This window comes from Streptomyces sp. NPDC057743, from assembly GCF_042798755.1.
In the GTDB taxonomy this organism is placed as follows: Bacteria; Actinomycetota; Actinomycetes; order Streptomycetales; family Streptomycetaceae; genus Streptomyces.
Genome location: NZ_JBHVJX010000021.1, coordinates 86,416 through 107,597 on the forward strand (window position 1 = coordinate 86,416; position 21,182 = coordinate 107,597).

At 72.5% G+C, this 21,182-nt stretch carries 18 protein-coding genes, 2 tRNA genes and 1 pseudogene; 15 read left to right on the plus strand and 6 right to left on the minus strand.

What is annotated here, in order from left to right; translation table 11 throughout:
- Positions 1–12: 12 nt before the first annotated feature.
- Positions 13–258 (minus strand): mycoredoxin, encoded by a 246-nt coding sequence (locus tag ACFVFQ_RS24045; protein ID WP_274913419.1) that lies wholly within the window; start codon positions 256–258, stop codon positions 13–15.
- A gap of 226 nt (positions 259–484) precedes the next feature.
- Here ACFVFQ_RS24045 and ACFVFQ_RS24050 point away from each other — a divergent pair, with 226 nt between their 5' ends.
- The 5 genes from ACFVFQ_RS24050 (at position 485) to ACFVFQ_RS24070 (ending at position 4,303) form a co-directional block, all read left to right on the plus strand.
- The gene (locus tag ACFVFQ_RS24050) at positions 485–2,722 is read left to right on the plus strand and encodes an ATP-dependent DNA helicase UvrD2 (protein ID WP_383419410.1); all 2,238 of its coding nucleotides are present in this window, start codon (positions 485–487) and stop codon (positions 2,720–2,722) included.
- A gap of 144 nt (positions 2,723–2,866) precedes the next feature.
- The gene (locus ACFVFQ_RS24055) at positions 2,867–3,184 is read left to right on the plus strand and encodes a hypothetical protein (protein ID WP_383419412.1); all 318 of its coding nucleotides are present in this window, start codon (positions 2,867–2,869) and stop codon (positions 3,182–3,184) included.
- Between the two features lie 119 nt (positions 3,185–3,303).
- Positions 3,304–3,654 carry a WhiB family transcriptional regulator gene (locus ACFVFQ_RS24060; protein ID WP_274913415.1) on the plus strand — a complete coding sequence of 117 codons (351 nt, stop codon included), beginning with the start codon at positions 3,304–3,306 and terminating at the stop codon, positions 3,652–3,654.
- Positions 3,651–3,968 carry a hypothetical protein gene (locus tag ACFVFQ_RS24065; RefSeq protein ID WP_274913414.1) on the plus strand — a complete coding sequence of 106 codons (318 nt, stop codon included), beginning with the start codon at positions 3,651–3,653 and terminating at the stop codon, positions 3,966–3,968. Before ACFVFQ_RS24060 ends, ACFVFQ_RS24065 begins: the two co-directional genes overlap by 4 nt.
- A 113-nt stretch (positions 3,969–4,081) precedes the next feature.
- The gene (locus ACFVFQ_RS24070; protein WP_383419414.1) at positions 4,082–4,303 is read left to right on the plus strand and encodes a hypothetical protein; all 222 of its coding nucleotides are present in this window, start codon (positions 4,082–4,084) and stop codon (positions 4,301–4,303) included.
- Positions 4,304–4,306: 3 nt separating this feature from the next.
- Here the strand turns inward: ACFVFQ_RS24070 and ACFVFQ_RS24075 are convergent, their stop codons facing one another.
- A complete protein-coding gene (locus ACFVFQ_RS24075) occupies positions 4,307–5,767 on the minus strand; it encodes an ABC1 kinase family protein (protein WP_383419416.1) in 1,461 nt (486 codons plus the stop codon).
- 34 nt (positions 5,768–5,801) lie between these two features.
- Positions 5,802–6,941, minus strand: a complete 1,140-nt coding sequence (locus tag ACFVFQ_RS24080; protein ID WP_383419529.1) for a TOMM precursor leader peptide-binding protein — start codon at positions 6,939–6,941, stop codon at positions 5,802–5,804.
- A 189-nt stretch (positions 6,942–7,130) separates the two neighbouring features.
- Between ACFVFQ_RS24080 and ACFVFQ_RS24085 the strand changes: the two genes are divergently transcribed.
- Entirely contained in the window at positions 7,131–7,742 is a 612-nt protein-coding gene (locus ACFVFQ_RS24085) for a M48 family metallopeptidase (RefSeq protein WP_383419420.1), read from the plus strand.
- Between the two features lie 108 nt (positions 7,743–7,850).
- Positions 7,851–8,981: pseudogene (locus ACFVFQ_RS24090) on the plus strand (TerD family protein); the annotation flags it as partial.
- A 297-nt stretch (positions 8,982–9,278) separates the two neighbouring features.
- On the opposite strand, the gene ACFVFQ_RS24095 reads toward ACFVFQ_RS24090, so the two are convergent.
- Both ACFVFQ_RS24095 and ACFVFQ_RS24100 read right to left on the minus strand, forming a co-directional pair.
- Entirely contained in the window at positions 9,279–9,821 is a 543-nt protein-coding gene (locus tag ACFVFQ_RS24095) for an NUDIX hydrolase (RefSeq protein ID WP_383419422.1), read from the minus strand.
- Positions 9,818–11,314 carry a zinc-dependent metalloprotease gene (locus ACFVFQ_RS24100; RefSeq protein WP_383419427.1) on the minus strand — a complete coding sequence of 499 codons (1,497 nt, stop codon included), beginning with the start codon at positions 11,312–11,314 and terminating at the stop codon, positions 9,818–9,820. Before ACFVFQ_RS24100 ends, ACFVFQ_RS24095 begins: the two co-directional genes overlap by 4 nt.
- 190 nt (positions 11,315–11,504) lie before the next feature.
- Here ACFVFQ_RS24100 and ACFVFQ_RS24105 point away from each other — a divergent pair, with 190 nt between their 5' ends.
- The 4 genes from ACFVFQ_RS24105 to ACFVFQ_RS24120 all read left to right on the plus strand — a co-directional run bounded on the left by ACFVFQ_RS24105 (position 11,505) and on the right by ACFVFQ_RS24120 (position 14,883).
- Positions 11,505–12,653 carry an SDR family oxidoreductase gene (locus ACFVFQ_RS24105; RefSeq protein WP_383419429.1) on the plus strand — a complete coding sequence of 383 codons (1,149 nt, stop codon included), beginning with the start codon at positions 11,505–11,507 and terminating at the stop codon, positions 12,651–12,653.
- A 148-nt stretch (positions 12,654–12,801) separates the two neighbouring features.
- A complete protein-coding gene (locus ACFVFQ_RS24110) occupies positions 12,802–13,275 on the plus strand; it encodes a molybdenum cofactor biosynthesis protein MoaE (protein ID WP_383419431.1) in 474 nt (157 codons plus the stop codon).
- A gap of 230 nt (positions 13,276–13,505) precedes the next feature.
- Entirely contained in the window at positions 13,506–13,700 is a 195-nt protein-coding gene (locus ACFVFQ_RS24115; RefSeq protein WP_383419433.1) for a hypothetical protein, read from the plus strand.
- 88 nt (positions 13,701–13,788) lie between these two features.
- Positions 13,789–14,883, plus strand: coding sequence for a PDZ domain-containing protein (locus ACFVFQ_RS24120; protein WP_383419435.1), 1,095 nt, complete (start codon positions 13,789–13,791; stop codon positions 14,881–14,883).
- A 39-nt stretch (positions 14,884–14,922) separates the two neighbouring features.
- Here the strand turns inward: ACFVFQ_RS24120 and ACFVFQ_RS24125 are convergent, their stop codons facing one another.
- Positions 14,923–15,477 (minus strand): PPA1309 family protein, encoded by a 555-nt coding sequence (locus tag ACFVFQ_RS24125; RefSeq protein WP_383419437.1) that lies wholly within the window; start codon positions 15,475–15,477, stop codon positions 14,923–14,925.
- 214 nt (positions 15,478–15,691) lie between these two features.
- Here ACFVFQ_RS24125 and ACFVFQ_RS24130 point away from each other — a divergent pair, with 214 nt between their 5' ends.
- From ACFVFQ_RS24130 to ACFVFQ_RS24145, 4 genes are all read left to right on the plus strand, one after another.
- A complete protein-coding gene (locus ACFVFQ_RS24130; protein WP_383419531.1) occupies positions 15,692–18,508 on the plus strand; it encodes a UPF0182 family protein in 2,817 nt (938 codons plus the stop codon).
- Positions 18,509–18,607: 99 nt separating this feature from the next.
- Positions 18,608–18,681 (plus strand) — tRNA-Met (locus tag ACFVFQ_RS24135).
- 208 nt (positions 18,682–18,889) lie between these two features.
- Positions 18,890–20,725: a sel1 repeat family protein gene (locus ACFVFQ_RS24140; RefSeq protein WP_383419439.1), complete on the plus strand. Its 1,836-nt coding sequence runs from the start codon at positions 18,890–18,892 to the stop codon at positions 20,723–20,725.
- 119 nt (positions 20,726–20,844) lie between these two features.
- Positions 20,845–20,918: transfer RNA gene (locus ACFVFQ_RS24145), tRNA-Met, on the plus strand.
- The last annotated feature ends 264 nt before the right edge of the window (positions 20,919–21,182 follow it).

Here is a 21,182-nt window from a genome sequence, read left to right on the forward strand (position 1 = left end):
TGCGCCGGGCCCTCAGGCCGCGGCGACCTTCTCCTTGACCTGCGCCAGGGACGGGTTGGTCAGCGTCGAACCGTCGGCGAAGAGCACGGTCGGCACCGTCTGGTTGCCGCCGTTGGCCTTCTCCACGAACGCCGCGGACTCCGGGTCCTGCTCGATGTTGATCTCGGTGTAGGCAATGCCCTCGCGGTCCATCTGGCCCTTCAGCCGACGGCAGTATCCGCACCAGGTCGTGCTGTACATCGTCACAGTGCCCGCCATGCGTCCTGCGCTCCTTCGGGGGTCGTCTCGATCGTGATCACGTGCCACGCGCGTCCTTTCCGACGCCGTGGCACCGATGAGCACAACGCCCACCGGCCCCCAACCATTCCCGATCGGCCCGCCGCCGCGCCACCGCCGTCCCCACCAGCGCTCATCGGTACGACCGGTCCCCGGGCACTGTGGACGACGTTCCCGGGCGTCCCCGCGGACCTGGCAGCATGGCGGGGTGACAGCAGCAACGGACGCCACTTACTTCCCGCAGGTTCCGGCGACGGCCGACGCGGTGCTCGACGGGCTCGACCCCGAGCAGCGCGAGGTCGCCACGGCCCTGCACGGGCCGGTGTGCGTCCTGGCCGGCGCCGGCACCGGCAAGACCCGCGCGATCACCCACCGCATCGCCTACGGCGTCCGGGCCGGGATCCTCCCGCCCGCCAGCGTGCTCGCGGTCACCTTCACCGCCCGGGCCGCCGGCGAGATGCGCGGCCGGCTCCGGCAGCTCGGCGCGGCCGGCGTGCAGGCCCGCACGTTCCACTCCGCGGCCCTGCGCCAGCTCCAGTTCTTCTGGCCCCGGGCGGTCGGCGGCGAGCTGCCGCGGCTGCTGGACCGCAAGGGCCCGCTGGTCGCCGAGGCCGCCGCCCGCTGCCGCCTCAAGCTCGACCGCAACGAGCTGCGCGACGTCACCGGCGAGGTCGAGTGGTCCAAGGTCACCCAGACCGTGCCCGCCGACTACCCGGCCGCGGTCGTCAAGGCCGGCCGCGAGGCCCCCCGCGACCCCGCCGAGATCGGCCAGATATACGCCACATACGAGCAGCTCAAGCGGGACCGCGGCACCATCGACTTCGAGGACGTGCTGCTGCTCACGGTCGGCGTCCTCCAGGACCGGCACGACATCGCCGAGCAGGTGCGCGCCCAGTACCAGCACTTCGTCGTCGACGAGTACCAGGACGTCAGCCCGCTCCAGCAGCGGCTGTTGGACCTGTGGCTGGGCGAGCGCGACACCCTGTGCGTGGTCGGCGACGCCAGCCAGACCATCTACAGCTTCACCGGCGCCACCCCCGACCACCTCCTCGACTTCCGCGTCCGCCATCCGCACGCCACGGTCGTCAAGCTGGTCCGCGACTACCGCTCCACCCCCCAGGTCGTCCACCTCGCCAACGGCCTGCTCTCCCGGGCCCGGGGCCGCGCCGCCGAGCACCGCCTGGAGCTGGTCTCGCAGCGCGAGCCCGACGTCGAGCCGGCGTTCACCGAGTACGCCGACGAGCCCGCCGAGGCCGAGGGCACCGCCCGCCGGATCCGCGACCTGATCGCCGCCGGCGTCCCGGCGAGCGAGATCGCGGTCCTCTTCCGCATCAACGCCCAGTCCGAGGTCTACGAACAGGCCCTCGCCGACGCCGGCGTGCCCTACCAACTCCGCGGCGCCGAGCGGTTCTTCGAGCGACCCGAGGTGCGCGAGGCCGGCGTCAAGCTGCGCGGCGCGGCCCGCTTCGGCGGCAACGACACCCTGCTGGACGGCGCGGCCGGCCTGCCGTCCGAGGTGCGCGCGGTGCTCAGCGACATGGGCTGGACCGACCAGCCGCCGGCCGGCTCCGGCGCCGCCCGGGACCGCTGGGAGTCGCTCGCCGCCCTGGTGCGCCTCGCCGAGGACTTCGCCCGGGCCCGCCCCACCGCCACCCTCGCCGACCTCGTCGCCGAACTCGACGAGCGGGCCGGCGCCCAGCACGCCCCCACCGTCGAGGGCGTCACCCTCGCCTCCCTGCACGCCGCCAAGGGCCTGGAGTGGGACGCGGTGTTCCTGGTCGGCCTCACCGAGGGCATGCTGCCGATCCACCACGCCCGCACCGACGAACAGGTCGAGGAGGAGCGCCGGCTGCTCTACGTCGGCATCACCCGCGCCCGCCGCCGGCTGACGCTGTCCTGGTCGCTGGCCCGCTCGCCCGGCGGCCGGCACTCGCGCAGCGCCAGCCGCTTCCTCGACGGCCTGCGCCCCGGCTCCGGCCGGTCCCGTTACCGCGCCGCCGGCGGCCAGGCCACCGGCGGCGTCGAGCGTGGCCGCGCCACCGGTGGGCAGGCCCCCGACCGGCCGCGCCGAGCGCACCGCAGCCCCGCCCGCTGTCGGGTCTGCAACCGCACGCTGACCGACCCCGGCGAGATGAAGCTGATGCGCTGCGAGGACTGCCCCTCGGAGCTCGACGAGGGGCTCTACGAGCGGCTGCGGGACTGGCGCTGCGCGCAAGCCGCGGTCACCCGCCAGCCCGCCTACTGCGTCTTCACCGACAAGACCCTGATGGCCATCGCCGAGACCGTCCCGGCGAGCGCCGAGGAACTGGCCGTCATTCCCGGCGTGGGCCGCCGCAAGCTGGACCGCTTCGGCGCCGACGTCCTGGCGATCTGCGCCGGTGAGGAGCCCGGCGGGGACGCCACCGGGGGGCGCGCGGGGGGCGCGGAAAACTCGTTGGAAAAATAGTTTGCGCACGCGGAGCGCATCCCCATAGCCTGCGGGAGCAACGGAAACAACGGAACTTCCGAGATCCGATGGATCCGTGCTGTACTTGAACGCCCGGATCGGGATTTTCCCGGTCCCCAAAGACGCCGAGAGGAGGCGAGACCCGTGATCAGCTTCATTGAGACCAACAAAATGACCGATCTCTCGGTCGTCGCCCCCTGCGCTCTCGGCGTTTCGCTCCTTGGTACCGGTCTGTCCGGCTCCGGCCGCCTGTCCGGTATTGAGGTCGCGCGTCCCGAGGCCCTCGCCGTCCCGACGGCGGGCGAGCGCGTCGCGCGACCGACCCAGGCACCCGCGGCAGCGGTAACGACGGCGAATTGCTTTGCCCTCGTGACGGCGGCCCATGGTGCCGAATCCCGGAAGCAGTACCAGCACGACATGTGGGCCTACCGCGGCCTCGAACCCTGGAGAGATCCAGCCTGATCGGCGATCAGGTCGGCACCTTCCAGGGCCGCGGAACCCACACCGGGATCCGCGGTCCTTTTGTTTTGCCCATCGCGCCCGCCACCAGCCGGGCCGCAACAGACGAGGAACACACACCAGTGCAACTCACGACGCACACCCCGTCAGCCACCGACCTGATCCCTCCGCCTGACCTCCAGGAGAACCCCTTGTTGCCCCTCACCGAGCTCGACGACGAGATCGACCGCCTCGGCACCGCCGTCCCCTGCCGCACCTACGACCCCGAGGTCTTCTTCGCCGAGTCCCCGGCCGACGTCGAGTACGCCAAGACGCTGTGCCAGACCTGCCCCGTGCGCGAGGCCTGCCTGGCCGGCGCCAAGGACCGCCGCGAGCCGTGGGGTGTGTGGGGCGGTGAGCTCTTCGTCCAGGGCGTCGTCGTACCGCGCAAGCGTCCGCGGGGCCGTCCGCGTAAGAACCCGGTCGTGGCATGAGCACCGCGCGCACAGGAACGATCGACCGTCCCGCCACCCGGGACCCCCAGAAGCAGGACCCCACGATGACCCCGTCTTTCACTGAAACCCCCGCACCCGCGAACTCCGGCGCGCTGAAGTCGCGTCAGAACAGGAACCTCGCCATGCAACTCATGCCAGAAGCCCTGGCCAGGGCCCATGTGGAGCAACGCCTCCAGGAAGCCGAGTCCGAACGCAGGGGGCATCGGCTCGCCGCCGCGCGGCGGATGCAGCGGCGCGCCGAGCGCGCGTCGCTGCGTGCCCGCCGGGCGCTGGCCATGGCCGTGATGCAGTGACCGGGCGTCCCGGCACCGCGCACTGAACCACCCGCGCTACGGGGCCCGTTCGATCGGACGGGCCCCGTACTGCGTTGCGTCCCGTTTCACGACTCCTGCGGGGATATCGTCGGATGGTGGACCAGAAGACGCATCAGACGCGGCAACAGGCGGAGTTGACCTCCGACGGCACGGTCGACGGCACGGTGTGTGCGCGCTGCGGCGCGGTGGCCGAGGGCTCCCCGCCGACCTGGACCTGCTCGGTCGAGAACGGCGAGCGCCGGTACTTCTGCGACCGCTGCGCCCGGGACAACATCCGTGCCATCGAGGGCAGGCTGGACTCCAGCTGGTGGTGACGGTCAGGCCGGACTCTCCGCCGGGCTCCCGGCGGCACCGTCCGCGCCCGCCTCCCGCGCGACCACGCTCTCCCCGACCTCGTCCTCCCCGGTCGTCTCCTTCGCCGCCGCGTCCTCCTCGTACGCGTCCGGCAGGAACCCCGGCAGCCACGCCGCCAACTCATCGCGCAGCCGCACCGTGGCCCCCAACTGACACAGCACCCCGATGGTGCTCAACGTCACACGATGTATCAGGAGGTAGGCGGGCGGGAGGTTGAGCTGCTTGCCCAACTGGTGGGCGGGGGAGCGCGGATCGCCGATCCGGGCCGCCTGCTGGCGCATCCAGCCCCGGGTGAAGGTGAAGGCGTCCACCTGCGCGGGCTCGATGATCGGCAGCAGATACTCCAGCACCGCGTCGGGATCCAGGGCGATGGACTCCTTGACGAAGCCCTCCTCGCACAGCATGCGGTAGACCGCGTCCGCCTCGCCGTCCAGCGCCATCCGCAGCGAGGCGCCGATCGTCGGCGGCAGCCCGTCGGGCAGCCGGTCGACGGTGCCGAAGTCCAGGACGCCCAGCCGCCACTCGGCCACCGGGCCGTCCGGCGACTTACCGGGCAGCAGCCGGAAGTTGCCCGGGTGCGGATCGGCGTGCAGCAGGCCGGTGCGCGCCGGGCCGGAGAAGAGGAAGCGCGCCAGCAACTGCCCGGCCCGGTCCCGCTGTTCCTCGGTGCCGTCGGCGATCACCTCGGACAGCGGCACCCCCGTCAACCACTCCGTCACCAGGACCTGGTCGCCCTGATGCACCACCGCCGGCACCACCACGTCGGGGTCGGCGGCGAACTCCGCGGCGTGCGCCTGCTGGGCCTCGGCCTCCAGCGCGTAGTCCAGTTCCTCCGAGACCCGGTCGCGCAACTCGGTGATGAGCGGCTTGATGTCCATGCCGGGGATCAGCGGCCCGAGCAGTCGGGCGAACCGGCTGAGCTGCGTCAGGTCCGACAACAGCGCCGGGCCCGCCCCCGGGTACTGCACCTTGACGGCCACCTCGCGGCCGTCGTGCCACACCGCCCGGTGCACCTGCCCGATGGACGCCGCCGCGGCCGGCTTGTCCTCGAACTCCGCGAACAGCTCCCGCCAGTCGGCGCCCAGTTGCTCGGCCAGCACGGCGTGCACGGTGCTCGTCGGCATCGGCGGCGCCGCGTCCTGGAGCTTGGTCAACGCCGCGCGGTAGGGGCCGGCGATCTCCTCGGGCAGCGCCGACTCGAAGACGGACAGCGCCTGGCCGAACTTCATGGCACCGCCCTTCAACTCTCCGAGCACCTTGAAGAGCTGTTCCGCGGTGCGCTGTTGGAGCTCGCGGCCGACGATCTCGGCGGACCGGCCGCCGAGCCGTTTGCCCAGGCCCCAGGTGGCACGGCCGGCGAACCCCAGTGGTAGCGCGGCCAGCTTGGCGGTCCGGGTGACCGCCTTGCGGGGAAGATCAGACATGCGCCCCTCCAACTCACACCGTCCCCTACCGGGGTTACCCGGTCATTGTTGCGTGTCGCGGCCGGGGAACCGAGGCGTCCGCCGGGCCCCGCTCCGCGGCGGCACCGCAGCCGCAGTCGGGATGCGGGGCGATCCGCACCGTCCGTACGCTCGCACACGGCAGCGGCAGTTCCATCCGCGCCCCCGTGCACGGCGGTGGCTCGCCGTCGAGGAACGCCAGCGCCTGGACGGCGGTGAGCCCCGCGACCGCCGTGGCCAGCGCGGCGTCGCAGGCCGGCACCGCCGGGGTGCCGCGCCCCGAGCGCCACTGCGCGAGCAGCCGCGGCCAGGCCGGCTCGGCGTCCGTGCGCCGGAGTTGGTCGCAGCCGGCGCAGGCCGAGACGCCGGGCACCACCAACGGGCCCACCACACCGGTGCCTTCCAGCACACCCGCGTAGAGGTGCGGGATGCCGGCGGTGAGCAGCGGTTCGGCGAGCACGGGATCGGGGGCGTAGGCGCCGAGGCCATCACGCGGGGCGAGCACCATGAGGGAGATGCCGGGCTCACCGGACTCGGTGACCGGGGCGCCGGACCGGGGCCGGCCGCTCCACGGGGACGACTCCCGGACCAGCCGGCCGGCGGCCTCGGCCCGCCGTTCGCCGATCTGCCCGGCCGCCGGCCCGCCCGGCACCACCTCCCACGGCGCGACCGCGCCGCCGTCCACCACGTCGACCCGGCCGACCCCCGACGCCGACAGCAGCGCCGCGAGCTGCGCGCCGACCCGCCCCGCCCCCTTCACCTTGACCCGGACCGACCGCCGCGCCCCCATCCGCGCGAGCGGCCCTGACGCGCCCCCGCGCTGGCGCACCGACAGCGCGCCCAGATCCGCCCGTAATCGCTCGACGGCCGCGCCGTCCGCCCGCAGGGCGTCCGCCGCCGGTCCGTCCGCCGCCGGCGCCTCCAACAGCCCGGCCGCGCCGAGCCGCTCCACCACTGCGCGCGCCCGCTCCGGCGGCACGTCCAGCGCCACCGCCTCGTCGAGCAGTTGGGGCAGCGAGCGCGTGCCGTCGAGCAGCTCGATGAAGCAGCCGGTCGCCACATCGACCGGCCCGACCGACTGCGCATGGGCCGGTGCCACCCCGAACCACACCGTCTCCCGGTCCCGCCAACCGCGCCGCAGCGCGGGCTTGAGCATCGGATGCATGTCTTGTGCCCCCGTTCGTTCTCGACCGGACTCCAGCATGCGCCGAACGCCCGAGCGCGGCGGAAGTTATCCACAGGCGGCGGTCATTCGTCGTACAACGCGTGCACGCCGGGGGCGTTCAGGTGGCGAACCGTCCGAGGGGCGGGACTTCCCGCAGCGTCAACGGGTAACGTCGGGCGCGTGCCCGCCGACCCTTCCCCACGCGGATCCGGGGAGACGCCCCTGCGCCGCGCCGCCGATCGCCCGCGCCGGGACGAGCCGAGCCCACCGGCCCGCGCGGTCGAAGTGCGGCGCAGCACGCGGCGGCGCCGAACGGTCTCCGCGTACCGCGAGGGCGACCGCACCATCGTCCTGATCCCGGCCCGGATGTCGCAGTCCGAGGAGCAGCGCTGGGTCTCGGTGATGCTGGACAAGCTCGCCGCCCAGGAGAGCAAGCGGATGCTGGGCGACGGCGATCTGGCCGAACGGGCCGAGCGGCTCTCCGGGCAGTACCTCGACGGGCGGGCCCGTCCGGGGTCGGTGCGCTGGGTCACCAACCAGAACACCCGCTGGGGGTCGTGCACCCCGGCCGAGGGCAGCATCCGGCTGTCGCACCGCCTCCAGGGCATGCCCGAGTACGTCATCGACTACGTCCTGCTGCACGAGTTGGCGCACCTCCTCGTCCCCGGCCACGGGCCGGAGTTCTGGCGCCTGTTGGAGTCCTATCCGCGCACCGAACGGGCCCGCGGGTACCTCGAAGGCGTGGTGGCCGCCGACCGGCTGCCGCATCTGCCGGCCGCCCGTCGCCGCTGACAGGGCCTAAGGGGCCCGGGCGCGCACCGGGGAGGCCCGCTGTCCGTGCCAGCCGTTAGCCTGGCGAGGGTACGGATTCAACGCGAGGGCGGGGGAGGGCCGGTGTCCATGGCCAGGGAATTCCAGCGGGGCCACAAGGCCAGGCTTGCCGATCTGACGACGGAACGGGAGCTGTACGTCGGGGTACAGATCGCCGGTCCCGGATTGGTCGTCGACATCAGCTGCTTCGGGCTGGACGCCGACGAGCGCCTGTCCGACGACCGCTACTTCATCTTCTACAACCAGCCCAAGTCGCCCGAAGAAGCGATCCAGTTGCTCGGTGCGCAGGGCGGCGACACCGAGTCCTTCCGGATCGCCCTCGACCGCATCCCGCCGCAGGTAAGGAAGTTGACCTTCACCGCCACCCTCGACGGCGACGGGCAGATGTCGCAGATCGGGCCGGGCTTCCTGCGCATCGTCGCCGGTGGCCAGGAGGTGGCCCGATACCCCTTCACCGGCGCCGAGTTCAGCACCGAGCGCGCGGTGATGCTCGGTGACCTCTACGTCAAGGACGTCTGGCGGTTCGCCGCCGTGGGCCAGGGCTTCGACGGCGGCCTGGAGGCGCTGCTGACCAACTTCGGCGGCGAGGTCCTGGAGGAGGACGAGGGCGCCGGGGAGGCGACCGGGCCCGCCGGGGAGGCGCCGGCGCCACCCGTCACGGCACAGGGCGTCCCCGCCCCCGCACCCGCACCGACACCCGCGCCCGTCCCGCCGGCACCGCCCGTCACCGCGCAGGGGGTGCCCGCCCCGGCGCCGACCGCCCCGGATCCGCGCGAACCGGCGCCGTACCAGCCGCAGTCGGCCCCGCCCCCGCTGCCCCAGCCGGCCGCCGCGCAGATCCACAGCGCGCCGACGCTCGTTGCGCCGCTGGTCCCGCCGGGTGGGACGCCGCCGCCCCAGGGCGTCCAGGCTCCGCCCCCACCGCCCCCGCCGCCGGCCGTCGGGGTGCCGGGTCCGCCCCCGCCGCCGCCCCCGCTCCCGTACGGCCAGGCGCCCGGCGGTCAACAGCCCCCGCCGCCGCCCCCGTACGGTCAACAGCCACCCCCGCCGCCCCCGTACGGTCAACAGCCACCCCCGCCGCCCCCGTATGGCCAGCAGCCCCCGCCGCTGCCATACGGTCAGCAGCCTCCGCCGCCTCCGTACGGGCAGCAGCCGCCCCCGCCGCCCGGTGGGTACGCCGCACCCCAGGGGCCGCCGGTGCCGCTCCCGCCGCCGCCCGGTGCGTACGGTCAGCCGGGCCAGCAGCCGCCGCCTCCGGGGGCCCCGCACGCCCCGTATCCGGGGCAGGGCGCGCCGGCTCCCGAGGGTGCCGGCGGACAGTGGCGTCCGGAAGAGGAACCGCCTGCGGGCCCCGGCGACCCGCAGGGCCACCCGCACCGGGGGCGCTGAACCGGCGCGCCCGTGAGGGCCCGCGCGAAGGCCCCACATGCGTTCGGCGCCCGCCCCGTTGGGGGCGGGCGCCGGAATCGACGCAACGTCAGGTGGCGTGTGGGGGCGTCATGTCGTGGCCGACAGCAGCGCCCGGGTGTCCGCCACCAGGTTGACCACCGACGCATCGGCCACCGAGGGCACCTCGTCGTAGCGGAACCACCGCAGGTCCAGCGACTCGTCGCTGATCGCCGCGACCGCGTCCGGCGGCGCCAGCGCGGCGTACTGGACGTCCAAGTGCACGGCGCAGGGCGTCTGATGGCGGTCCAGCCGCACCGGCGCACCGCCCAGCAGCGTCAGCCCCCGCGCGATCCCGGACTCCTCGCGCGCCTCCCGCAGCGCCGCGTCGGCCAGCGAGGCGTCCTCGGGCTCGCAGTGGCCGCCCATCTGGAGCCACATCTCCAACTTGCGGTGCAGGGTGAGCAGCACCCGACCGCCCTCGGGGTCGATCACCAGCGCGCTGGCGGTGAGGTGCCCTTCCTTGCACGGCTTCCACATGCCGTCCCGATGGGCCGCGAGGTGGTCCAGATAGGCCAGCCGCAGCCGCTCCTGGTCGGCCGACGGCGCGGGCCACTCCTTGAGCACCCGCGCCGCGTCCTCCCGCAGGGTCACTGGGCGCCGCCGCCCTTGCCCTCGTCCTCGGGGCCGCGCGCGCCGCCCTCGTCCTTGGTGCCGTCCGACGGCGCCGCACCGGCGTCCCCGGGCCGCTTGGTCAGGTCCGGTCCGGCACCGGACGCCGCCTCGCCCAGCATCTTGTCGAGCTCGGAGAAGTCCGGGTGCTCGTGGTGGACGAAGCCGTCCGGGTCGTCCAGATCGGCCGCGGTCGGCAGCATGTCCGGGTGCTCCCACAGGCCGTCGCGGCCGTCCAGGCCCCGCGCGTCCGTCAGGGAGGCCCACAGTCGCGAGGCGTCCCGCAGGCGCCGCGGACGCAGTTGGAGGCCGATCAGCGTGGCGAAGGTCTGCTCGGCCGGGCCGCCGGTGGCCCGGCGCCGCCGCAGCGTCTCGCGGAGCTTGTCGGCGGACGGCAGGTGCGGCTTGGCCGCGGCGTGCACCACCGCGTCGACCCAGCCCTCGACGAGCGCCAGCGCGGTCTCCAGACGGGCCAGCGCGGCCTTCTGCTCCGGAGTGTCCTCGGGCTGGAACATGCCCTGCTGGAGGGCGTTTTGGAGCTCCTCGGGGTGCTGCGGGTCGAGCTGGCCGACCACGTCCTCCAGCTTGGTCGTGTCGACCTTGATGCCGCGCGCATAGCCCTCGACGGCACCGAAGAGGTGCGAGCGCAGCCACGGCACGTGGGAGAACAGGCGCTGATGGGCGGCCTCGCGCAGGGCGAGGTAGAGCCGCACCTCCTCCTCGGGGACGCCCAGTCCGGCGCCGAACGCCGTGACGTTCGCCGGCAGCAGCGCGGCCTTGCCGGCCGGGCCCAGCGGCAGCCCGATGTCCGTCGAACCGACGACCTCGGAGGCCAGCACGCCCAGCGCCTGACCGATCTGGGTGCCGAACATCGCGCCGCCCATGGAGCGCATCATCCCGAGCAGCGGGCCCGCCATGGCCTGCATCTCCTCGGGCAGCACGTCGCCCATCGCCGAACCGACCCGCTCGGCGAGCGGGTCGACCAGGTCCTTCCACACCGGCAGGGTCTCCTCGACCCACTCGGCGCGGCTCCAGGCCACCACCGTGCCGGCGCCTGACGGGAGCGACGTCACACCGTCCAGCCAGAGGTCCGCGAGCCGCACGGCGTCCTCGACCGCCGAGCGCTCACCGGGGGAGACGCTGGCGTCCTTGCTGCCGTCCTCGGCGCCCTGCGCGACGGTCTGCCGCGCGATGTCCTTGGCCATCTCCCAGTTCACCGGGCCGCCCTCGTAGGAGAGCATCTGGCCGAGGCGCTGGAAGGCGGCGCCGAGGTCGCCAGGGTTCATCTGGCCGCCGGGTCCCCCCATGCCGCCGAAGAGCGCCGCGAACGGATTGTCCGCGTCGCCGCTCCCGCCGCCGAACCCGAAGGGGTTCGCGGGGCCCTGGCTACCTCCCTGGCCGCCCTTCTGCTTGCCGTTGTCGCCGTCCTCCGGCTCCTCCGGCGGAAGGCCGAATCCAAATGGGGTGTCACTCACGGGTTTCCTCGGCTCGTAGGGCCGCCGGCCCTACGCCGACGGCGGCTGCCCGACATCACCTCCAGCGTAGACACTCGCCCCGCCCTGGGGCTCGGTGCTTCGCTGTCCCGGTGGCTGCGGCAGGATGGACGCCACCTGGTGCGAACGCGTCAGACGCGCCCGCACTGAAGACAACCGCTGGAGACGCCCGGTGAGTTCCCCAGATCCGACCGTTCGCGCAGCGCGAAACGCTGCCGCCACAACAGAACAGGCCGACCGCGGCCCGTCCGATACCGGCCGGCCGCTGCGCCGCCCCGTCGTCGCCGTCACCGGAGCCGCCTCCGGGGTCGGCGCGCTGCTCACCCGCGCCCTGGTCGCGTCCGACGAGGTCAAGCAGGTGGTGGCCATCGACGAGCGGGTCGGTGACGTCCCCGAGGCGGAGTGGCACGTCCTCGACGTCCGCGACCCCGCCATCGCCGACAAACTGCGCGGAACGGACGTCGTCGTCCACCTCGCGCTCGATCTCGACCTGGAGACCGACGCCGCCGCCCGCACCGCCTACAACGTGCGCGGCACCCAGACCGTGTTGACCGCCGCCGCGGCCGCCGGCGTTCACCGGGTGGTGCTGTGCACCTCCGCGATGGTCTACGGGGCGCTGCCCGACAACGACGTCCCGTTGGCCGAGGACGCCGAACTGCGCGCCACCGCCGACGCCACCGGGGTCGGCGACCTCCTGGAGATCGAGCACCTGGCGCGCCGCGCCCCCCGCGCCCACCCGGGCCTGAACGTCACCGTGCTCCGCCCCGCCGTCCTGGTCGGCGGCACCGACACCGCGCTGACCCGCTACTTCGAGTCGCCGCGCCTCCTGGTCGTCGCCGGATCCCGCCCCGCCTGGCAGTTCTGCCACGTGGAGGACCTGGTCAGCGCCCTGGGGTACGCCGCCCTGGAGAAGGTCGAGGGCGAGCTGGCGGTGGGCTGCGACGGCTGGTTGGAGCAGGAGGAGGTCGAGGAGCTCTCCGGTATCCGGCGCATGGAGCTGCCGTCCTCGGTGGCGCTGGGTGCCGCCGCCCGGCTGCACCGGATCGGCCTGACGCCGTCGCCCGCCGGGGACCTCGCGTACACCATGCACCCCTGGGTGGTCAGCGGCAGCCGGCTGCACGACGCGGGCTGGCGGCCCCAGTGGACCAACGAGGAGGTCCTCGCCGAACTGCTGGAGGAGGTCGCCGGGCGGCACACCGTCGCCGGCCGCCGGCTCGGCCGCAAGGACGCCACCGCCGCGGGCGCCGCCGGTGCCACCGTCGCGCTCCTGGGCACCGCAGCCCTGGTCCGCCGAGCCCGCAAGGCCCGCCGCCGCATCTGACGCCACCCGCCGGGACCGCCGGCCCGCCCGTACACCTCCCGAAACGGCCACCGGGGCCACGGGACTGTACGAGCCTCCATACGCGGCCGCGGACGCCCGGTGGAAACGGCCATTCCGCGGCGCCCTCCCGGTACGGCACGATGGGACCATGTCTGGCACGCACTCCCGCACCGGCCGCGACCACCCTGGTGAGCAGGCCGCCAAGGACCCCATCCGGCTCCTGGAGATCCGCGGCACCGCGCTGTCCGTGGACGAGGTCTTCGCGGCGGTCGGCGACGCATCGGCCGGCGGCACGGCCCTCTTCGTCGGCACCGTCCGCTCGCACGACGGCGGTGCGGACGTGGACGGCCTGGGCTACTCCGCGCACCCGTCCGCTAAGGCGGAGCTGCGCCGGATCGCCGAGAAGGTCGTCGCCGACTACCCGGTCCGTGCGTTGGCCGCCGTCCACCGGGTGGGCGACCTGGCCATCGGGGACCTGGCCGTGGTCGTCGCGGTCGCCTGCCCCCACCGGGCCGAGGCGTTCGCGGCCTGCCGCAAGCTGATCGACGACCTCAAGCACGAGGTCCCCATCTGGAAACACCAGACGTTCTCGGACGGTACCGAGGAATGGGTAGGCGCGTAGCGCCTTCTTCTGGGGGTGGAGGTCGGGTGACGGGCGGGCGGGTAGGCGCGTAGCGCCTTCTTCTGGGGGTGGAGGTCGGGTGTGTGCCCCGTGCCTCTGGGGCCATGCGGCCGAACCGGTGCCTTGGGTTCCGGTTGCGTAACTCCGCCCTCGCGACCAGCGTTGACGTGGCAGATGGTTAATCTGCTTATTCGTCGATTGCGGGTGTGCAAGGGGTAAGGGAGGTCGCCATGGGAGCGCTCCTCTGGCTGCTGATTCCGGTGCTGGCCGGGCTGGCCGCTGCGATGTGGAGCAGTTGGGCCATGCGCAACCGCCGCTCCGGGGACGTCGCCGAACTGGCGGGCTACGCCCGGTTCCGCGCCGCGATGGAGCGGGAGCACGCCCCGGCAGCGACCGCCCCCGAGCACGCCTCGGACCTGGTCTGACGCCGTAACGACGTGTCCGGCGCGATCGCCGGCCCCGTACGGACGGCCCCGCGGGCCGGTTGTCGTACCCGTCCCGTACTGTCGTTCCATGCCACGCCGCACCGCGACGCTGCTCGCCTCGACCTTGATGCTGATCGCGCTGCTCTGCGCCGGGGTGCTGATTCCCGTCCCGTATGCCGAGATGTCGCCGGGGCCGACGGTCAACACCCTCGGTGAGCACAACGGGGAGCCGGTCCTGCAGATCTCCGGCCGGAAGACGTATCCGACGTCCGGTCACCTCAACATGACCACGGTCCGGGTCACGGGGCCGGACTACAACATGAACCTCCTTGAGGCGGTCTACGGCTGGTTGGACCCGAGCAGTGCGGTGGTGCCGCACAAGACGCTCTATCCCGAGGGGCAGACGGCCGAGCAGGCCGACCAGCAGAACGCCGAGGAGTTCAGCCAGTCCCAGGAGAGCGCCAAGGCCGCCGCGCTCAAGGAGTTGAACATTCCGGTCGCCACCCAGACCGTCGTCGGGGCGGTCCTGAAGGACAAGCCGGCCGACGGGGTGCTGCACGCCGGCGATGTGATCAAGGCGGTGGACGGCAAGGACGTCCAACAGACCAGCGACGTCGTCAAGTTCGTCACCCAGCACAAGCCGGGCGAAAAGGCGGTCTTCTCCATCATTCCGGCCAAGGAGGCGGCCGCGGCGGAGAAGAAGGGCAAGCGGCCCGAGGTCCCCGTCAAGCAGCTTGCGATCACCACGGCGTCGGACGGCGGCCGGGCGGTGGTCGGTATCCAGGCCCAGTTGGACCACATCTTCCCGTTCCCCATCGACGTGAAGCTGGCGGACGTCGGCGGCCCGAGCGCCGGGCTGATGTTCGCGCTGGGCATCGTCGACAAGCTCACCCCGGGTGGCGATCTGACGGGCGGCAAGTTCGTCGCCGGTACGGGCACCATCGACGATCAGGGCAAGGTCGGCCCGATCGGCGGCATTTCGATGAAGACGATCGGCGCGCGGGAGAAGGGCGCGGAGTTCTTCCTGACGCCCAAGGAGAACTGCGCGGCCGCGGCGAAGGACACCCCCAGCGGCCTCCGGCTGGTGAAGGTCGGCTCCATTCAGGACGCGGTCAAGGCGCTGGAGAAGATCCGCAAGCACGACACCGCCGGCCTGCCGAGCTGTAGCCCGGCAGGCCGGTAGCGGGGGCGACCGGCGGGCCCGTCCGGCCCGCCGCGGTCGTTACTCCTCGAAGGTCGCGGACAGCGCCTCGGCGAGGCCGGGCACCAGCGACTTGCCCGTCAGCACCTCGGAGGTGGAGTCCTTCTCGCGCAGTCGCAGCGCGGACTCGCGGGCGCCGTCCCGGAGGACGGCCACCGTCATCCGCACCTCCTGGCGGTCGGGGTGCTTGGCGACCCACTCGGCGAGCTGCTCCCCGCTCATACCGGCCGGCTCGGCCTCCTCGGCGGACGGCGGCAGCATCAGGCGCTCCACGGTGAGCGCGCAGCCGACGACGGCGTCCGGCCAGGCGATGGTGGCGAGGAACTCGTCCAGCGGGGCGCCGGCGGGGATCTCGTCCTGCTCGATGGGGGTCAGGGAGGTGCCGGAGGACTCGTCGATGCCCAGTTGGGCGGCGAGCGAGGGCTCCTGCGCACGGAGCTTGGCGGTGTCGACGAGGGCGAACAGTCGGGCGGGCTGGTCCCAGCCGAGTCCGGCGGCGTACTCGTCGATTTCGAGCACCGCGCGGGTCAGTGGGTCGGCGGCGAGGGGGGTGCCGTCAACGGGGAGGTTGGTCATGCCCAACATCGTGCCTTGTAGACCCCGGAAATCGGGAACCGAGTAAAGCCGTCGTAAGTTGCATCACTGGGTCCTACTATCGCCGGGCCTGCTCCACACGACAGCGAACTTCGAGGTGCGCACCTTGGCTTTCCAGATGCCGGACCGCGGCGGAGGCCCCTCCGGGCCACGGATCAGAGTCGGCCGACCGTCGCGGCGGTTGAGAACCCTGCTCATGACGGTGGGCGCGCTGGCCGTGCTGGCCATGCTCTTCGTGATGTTCTCGGGCTTCTGGACCGACTGGCTCTGGTACCGCTCGGTCCACTTCTCCTCGGTCTTCACCACCACCCTGTGGACCAAGATCGGGCTGTTCTTCGCCTTCGGCATCGTCATGGCGGTCGCCGTCGGCATCAACATCTGGCTGGCGCACCGGCTGCGGCCGCCGCTCGCCGCGATGTCCATGGAGCAGCAGAGCCTGGACCGCTACCGCATGAGCATCGCCCCGTTCAAGAAGTGGGCGCTGATCGCGATCACCGCGGTGATCGGGCTGATTGCCGGGGCCTCCGCCTCCGGCGAGTGGCGCACCTGGCTCCAGTGGGTCAACCGCGTCCCGTTCGGCACCACGGACCCGCAGTTCCACAAGGACGTCTCGTTCTACGCCTTCGATCTGCCCTGGTACCGCTTCCTGTTGAGCTTCGGCTTCGCCTGCGCGGTGCTGTCCCTGGTGGCCGCCGCCCTCACCCACTACCTCTACGGCGGGCTGCGGCTGACCAGCCCCGGTTCCCGGGCCACCGCCGCGGCCACCGGCCACCTCTCGGTGCTGCTGGGCATCTTCGTCTCGCTGAAGGCGGTCGCGTACTGGCTCGACCGCTACGGCCTGGCGGTGAAGTCCAGCGGCCTGAAGTCGGCCGACAACTGGACCGGTCTGCGCTACGTCGACGCCAACGCCTATCTGCCGGCGAAGACGATCCTGTTCTTCATCGCGGCGATCTGCGCGGTGCTGTTCTTCGCCACCCTGTGGCGGCGCACCTGGCAGCTTCCGGTGATCGGCTTCGGGCTGATGGTGCTCTCCGCCGTCCTGATCGGCGGGCTGTACCCGGCGATCGTGCAGAAGTTCCAGGTCCAGCCCAACGAGCAGGCCAAGGAAGCGCCGTACATCGAGAACAACATCAAGGCGACCCGGGACGCGTACGACATCCAGGACGCCGAGGTGACGCCCTACAAGGGCAACAACAAGCCGGCCACCAAGGAGGACAGCCAGCGGCTGCGGGACGCGGCGGACACCACCGCCAGCATGCGGCTGCTCGACCCGAACGTGGTCTCGCCGGCCTTCCAGCAGCAGCAACAGGTGCGGTCCTACTACCAGTTCCCGTCCACCCTGGACGTCGACCGGTACAAGGACAAGGACGGCAAGGAGCAGGACACCGTCATCGGCCTGCGCGAGCTGAACATCGCCGGCATCCCCGAACGCAACTGGATCAACGACCACTTCAAGTACACCCACGGCTACGGCGCGGTCACCGCCAAGGGGACCGAGACCGCCGACGGCGGCGCCCCGGACTACACCGAGGCCAACCTCCCCTCCCGTGGACAGCTCCCCCCGTACGAACAGCGCGTCTACTACGGCGAGAAGACCACCCAGTACTCCATCGTGGGCGGGCCGCAGAAGGAGCTGGACTACTCCGACGACAGCGGCGAGAAGGGCTACCGCTACCAGGGCAAGAGCGGGGTGAGTCTGTCCAACCCGATCAACCGCGCCGCGTACGCGGTGGCGTTCGGGGAGCCGCAGATCCTCTACTCCGGCGCCATCGGGGACAAGTCGCGGATCCTGTACAACCGCACGCCCAAGGAGCGCGTGGAGTCCGTCGCCCCCTGGCTGACGATCGACGGTGACGCCTACCCAGCGGTGATCAAGGGCCGCATCCAGTGGATCGTGGACGCGTACACCACCAGCAACGGCTACCCGTACGCCTCGCGCACCACCCTCGGGGACAGCACCGCCGACTCGCTCACCAACGGTCAACGCGCGGTCGTGGCCCAGCAGAACCAGGTCAACTACATCCGTAACTCGGTCAAGGCGACGGTCGATGCCTATGACGGCACGGTCAAGCTCTACCAGTGGGACACCAAGGACCCGGTCCTGAAGACCTGGATGAAGGCGTTCCCCGGCACGGTCGAGAAGAAGAGCTCCATCAGCCCCGAGCTGAAGGCCCACCTGCGCTACCCGCAGGACCTCTTCAAGGTGCAGCGCCAGCTGCTGACCACGTACCACGTCACCGACCCGGGCACCTTCTACACCGGTTCGGAGCGCTGGCAGATCCCGAACGACCCGACCACCAAGTCGGGCAACGCGGTGCCGCCGTACTACCTCAGCATGAAGATGCCCGACCAGAAGGACCGGGCGTTCTCGCTGACGACCACCTTCACGCCCAACAAGAAGGACAACCTGGGCGCCTTCATGGCGATCGACGCCGATGCGAACAGCAATGACTACGGCAAGATCAGATTGCTGAAGCTGCCCGCGCAGACCCCGGTGCCCGGACCGCAGTTGGCCCAGTCGAAGTTCAACTCCGACCCGGCGATCGCCAACGAGCTCAACATCCTCAAGAAGTTCGGCGACTCGGAGATCGAGTACGGCAACCTGCTGACCGTCCCGTTGGACGGCGGTCTGCTCTACGTCGAACCGGTCTACCTGCGCGGCGCCAACACCAACTACCCGCTCCTGAAGAAGGTGTTGGTGAGCTACGGCGACAACAAGCCCGTCCTGGAGAACAGCCTCAAGGACGCGCTGGACGTGGTCTTCGGCAAGAAGGCGCCGAGCGCGGGCACCAGCCCGGAGAATCCGCCCGGCGGCGGCCAGACCGGCGAGCAGCCGCCCGCCGGCCAGACCGTCCAACAGGCCCTGTCCGACGCCGAGAAGGCGTACGACGAGGGCGAGAAGGCGCGCGTGGCGGGCGACTGGGCCGCGTACGGCGACGCCCAGAAGAAGCTGAAGGCCGCGCTGGACCGGGCGGCCAAGGCGTCCGAGAAGGGCGGGAAGTCGAGCGGCTGAGCCCGCCCGGGCACGGTGGCCGCCGGCGCGAACCGGCGGCCACCGCGCACCGAGTGTCAATTGCGGTCCCCGTGACGTGATACGTTGGAGTCACAACGGCGCGGGGTGGAGCAGCTCGGTAGCTCGCTGGGCTCATAACCCAGAGGTCGCAGGTTCAAATCCTGTCCCCGCTACTGAAAGACCAAGGCCCGGATTCCTTGAGGATCCGGGCCTTTGTCATGCGTTCGTGTCAAAGCGACCGACAGGCGGGTCGGACGCCCCATGTGGGAAAGCTGTGTGCTTGAGTTTGGCATGTCGCCGTGTCGGGAAGTCGACAAACCGCTGAAGTGACCTCACTTGCTGCGGTATACCAGGTGTACGCGCGTTACAGGTGATGCGACGATGGTTCTTATGGGGGACAAGGCAAGGTTGTTGGAGACGGACCGGTTTGTGCAGGCGCCCGACGACGGGCGCGATTCCGAGAGGGCGATGGACGCGATGGAGGCCGACGGCACGGCCGAGGCGTCCGACGCGGTGACCGAGTCCGGCTACCGCCGCGCCGCCGAGGCGGGCGACACCGCCGCCATGAGCGCCCTGGGCGCACTGCTGTTGCGCCGCGCCGATCTGGACGGCGCCGAGCCCCACCTGCGCTCCGCGGCCGCCGCCGGGGACCGGGCCGCGGCCAACAACCTCGGCGTCCTCCTGCACCAGCGGGGCTACGGCGACGAGGCCGCCGGCTGGTGGCGGATCGCCGCCGTCGCCGGTTCCGCCGCTGCCGCGCACGCCCTGGGCCGTCACTACCGCGAGCGCGGCGACGAGCCGGCCGCCGAGTACTGGCTGCGTCAATCCGCCGAGTCCGGCCACTACTTGGGCGCCTACGCCCTCGCCGACCTCCTGGAGCACCGCGGTGACATCGGCGCCGAGCGCTGGTTCCGGACCGCCGCCGAGCGCGGCCACCGCGAGGCCGCCTACCGCCTGGCCCGGCTGATCGAGGAGGGCCGGGACGCCGAGCGCCGAACGGCGCCCGCCTACGGGGAGTTGACCCAGCAGGCCGAGGTCGAGCAGTGGTACCGCCAGGCCGCCGCCCGCGGCCACCGGCGGGCCGCGCTGCAACTGGGTGCGCTGCTGGAGGAGCGCGGCGAGATCCAGGAGGCCGGCCGCTGGTACCTCTCCGCGGCCAAGGACGGCGAGGCCCGCGCCGCCTGCGCGTTGGGCTTCCTGCTGCGCGACGCCGGCGACGAGGAGAGCGCCGCGGAGTGGTGGCGGCGCGCGGCCCAGGACGGTGACGGCAACGCCGCCAACGCCCTGGGCGCGCTCCACGCCGACCGCGGCGAACTCCAGACCGCCGAGCGCTGGTACCGCGCCGCGCTGGACGCCGGGGACATCAACGGGGCCTACAACCTCGGCCTGCTCTGCGCCGAGCAGGGCCGGCCCGGCCGGGGCGAACAGTGGTACCGCCGGGCCGCGTACACCGGTCACCGCGAAGCCGCCAACGCGCTGGCGATCCTGCTTCTCCAGCGCGGCGACGCCTCCGGGGCCGAGCCGTGGTTCTCCAAGGCGGCCGAGGCCGGCAGCGTGGACGCCGCGTTCAACCTCGGCATCCTGTTCGCCGGGCGCGGCGAGGAGCGGCTGGCGCTCTCCTGGTACGAGCGCGCGGCGGCCGCGGGGCACACCGAGGCCGCGCTCCAGGTGGCCATAGCGCAGCTGCGGGACGGCGAGGTCAAGGAGGCCGAGCGGAACCTGCGGTGCGCGGCCGGCGGCGGCAGCGCCGAGGCGGCCTTCCGGCTCGCGGACCTGCTGGACCGGCGCTCCGTGGAGGCGGACGGCGAGCGGTCCGAGGGCGACGAGACCCGACAGTGGTACGAGCGGGCCGCCCGGCAGGGGCACCGCCGCGCCCAGGTCCGGGTTGGCATGTTCGCGGCGGCGCGGGGGGACGCCGTCGAGGCGGCGAACTGGTACCGCACGGCGGCCGAGGCCGGCAGCCGCAACGGCGCCTTCAACCTCGGCCTGCTGCTGGCCCGCGAGGGCAGCCTGCCCGAGGCCACCCTGTGGTGGCAGCGCGCCGCCGAGGGTGGGCACGGCCGGGCCGCGCTGCGGCTGGCGCTGATCGCCGCCCGGCGCGGGGCGCTGGCGGAGGCCCAACGTTGGTGCGTGCGGGCCGTGGAGCTGGGGCCGCCGGAGGTGGCCGAGCGGGCGGCCCGGTTGCGGGCGGCGCTCCAGGAGGAACTGAGCGCGTGACGGTGGCCGGGCGCGGTCCGCGCCCGGCCACCGGGGCCCGGCCCGAGGGTCGGCCACGGGGGCCCGCGGAGGGGATTTGCGCTGGTCGTCGCGGTGGGGTTAAAGTTGACACACAACGGCGCGGGGTGGAGCAGCTCGGTAGCTCGCTGGGCTCATAACCCAGAGGTCGCAGGTTCAAATCCTGTCCCCGCTACTGAAACCGAAGGCCCGGATCCTCAAGGATCCGGGCCTTCGGTGTTGTCGGGGTGGTGGCGTCGCGCCCGGTGGGGTGCGCGGTTGGCTGCGCGTGTGGTGGTGGAGCGCCGGAGGTTCTCTCGCGGTGTGCTCACCCTGGGGGCCGGTTGGCCTCGGTGATCAAAACGTTCGACATGGTCAACGCGCATGGCGTTGCGGCGATATGACGTCTCGTCAGGTGAGGCGGCAGGGGCATGCGCGTCCCGTGCGTGGGCAGATACGC

What these genes read in the sequence shown, in the direction of transcription:
- ACFVFQ_RS24045 (WP_274913419.1), bottom strand. Translation starts at nt 258, where the DNA reads ATGGCGGGCACTGTGACGATGTACAGCACGACCTGGTGCGGATACTGC.
- ACFVFQ_RS24065 (WP_274913414.1), top strand. Translation starts at nt 3,651, where the DNA reads ATGAGCACCGCGCGCACAGGAACGATCGACCGTCCCGCCACCCGGGAC.
- ACFVFQ_RS24070 (WP_383419414.1), top strand. Translation starts at nt 4,082, where the DNA reads ATGGTGGACCAGAAGACGCATCAGACGCGGCAACAGGCGGAGTTGACC.
- ACFVFQ_RS24075 (WP_383419416.1), bottom strand. Translation starts at nt 5,767, where the DNA reads ATGTCTGATCTTCCCCGCAAGGCGGTCACCCGGACCGCCAAGCTGGCC.
- ACFVFQ_RS24080 (WP_383419529.1), bottom strand. Translation starts at nt 6,941, where the DNA reads ATGCTCAAGCCCGCGCTGCGGCGCGGTTGGCGGGACCGGGAGACGGTG.
- ACFVFQ_RS24110 (WP_383419431.1), top strand. Translation starts at nt 12,802, where the DNA reads ATGTCTGGCACGCACTCCCGCACCGGCCGCGACCACCCTGGTGAGCAG.
- ACFVFQ_RS24115 (WP_383419433.1), top strand. Translation starts at nt 13,506, where the DNA reads ATGGGAGCGCTCCTCTGGCTGCTGATTCCGGTGCTGGCCGGGCTGGCC.
- ACFVFQ_RS24120 (WP_383419435.1), top strand. Translation starts at nt 13,789, where the DNA reads ATGCCACGCCGCACCGCGACGCTGCTCGCCTCGACCTTGATGCTGATC.
- ACFVFQ_RS24125 (WP_383419437.1), bottom strand. Translation starts at nt 15,477, where the DNA reads ATGACCAACCTCCCCGTTGACGGCACCCCCCTCGCCGCCGACCCACTG.
- ACFVFQ_RS24130 (WP_383419531.1), top strand. Translation starts at nt 15,692, where the DNA reads ATGACGGTGGGCGCGCTGGCCGTGCTGGCCATGCTCTTCGTGATGTTC.
- ACFVFQ_RS24140 (WP_383419439.1), top strand. Translation starts at nt 18,890, where the DNA reads ATGGTTCTTATGGGGGACAAGGCAAGGTTGTTGGAGACGGACCGGTTT.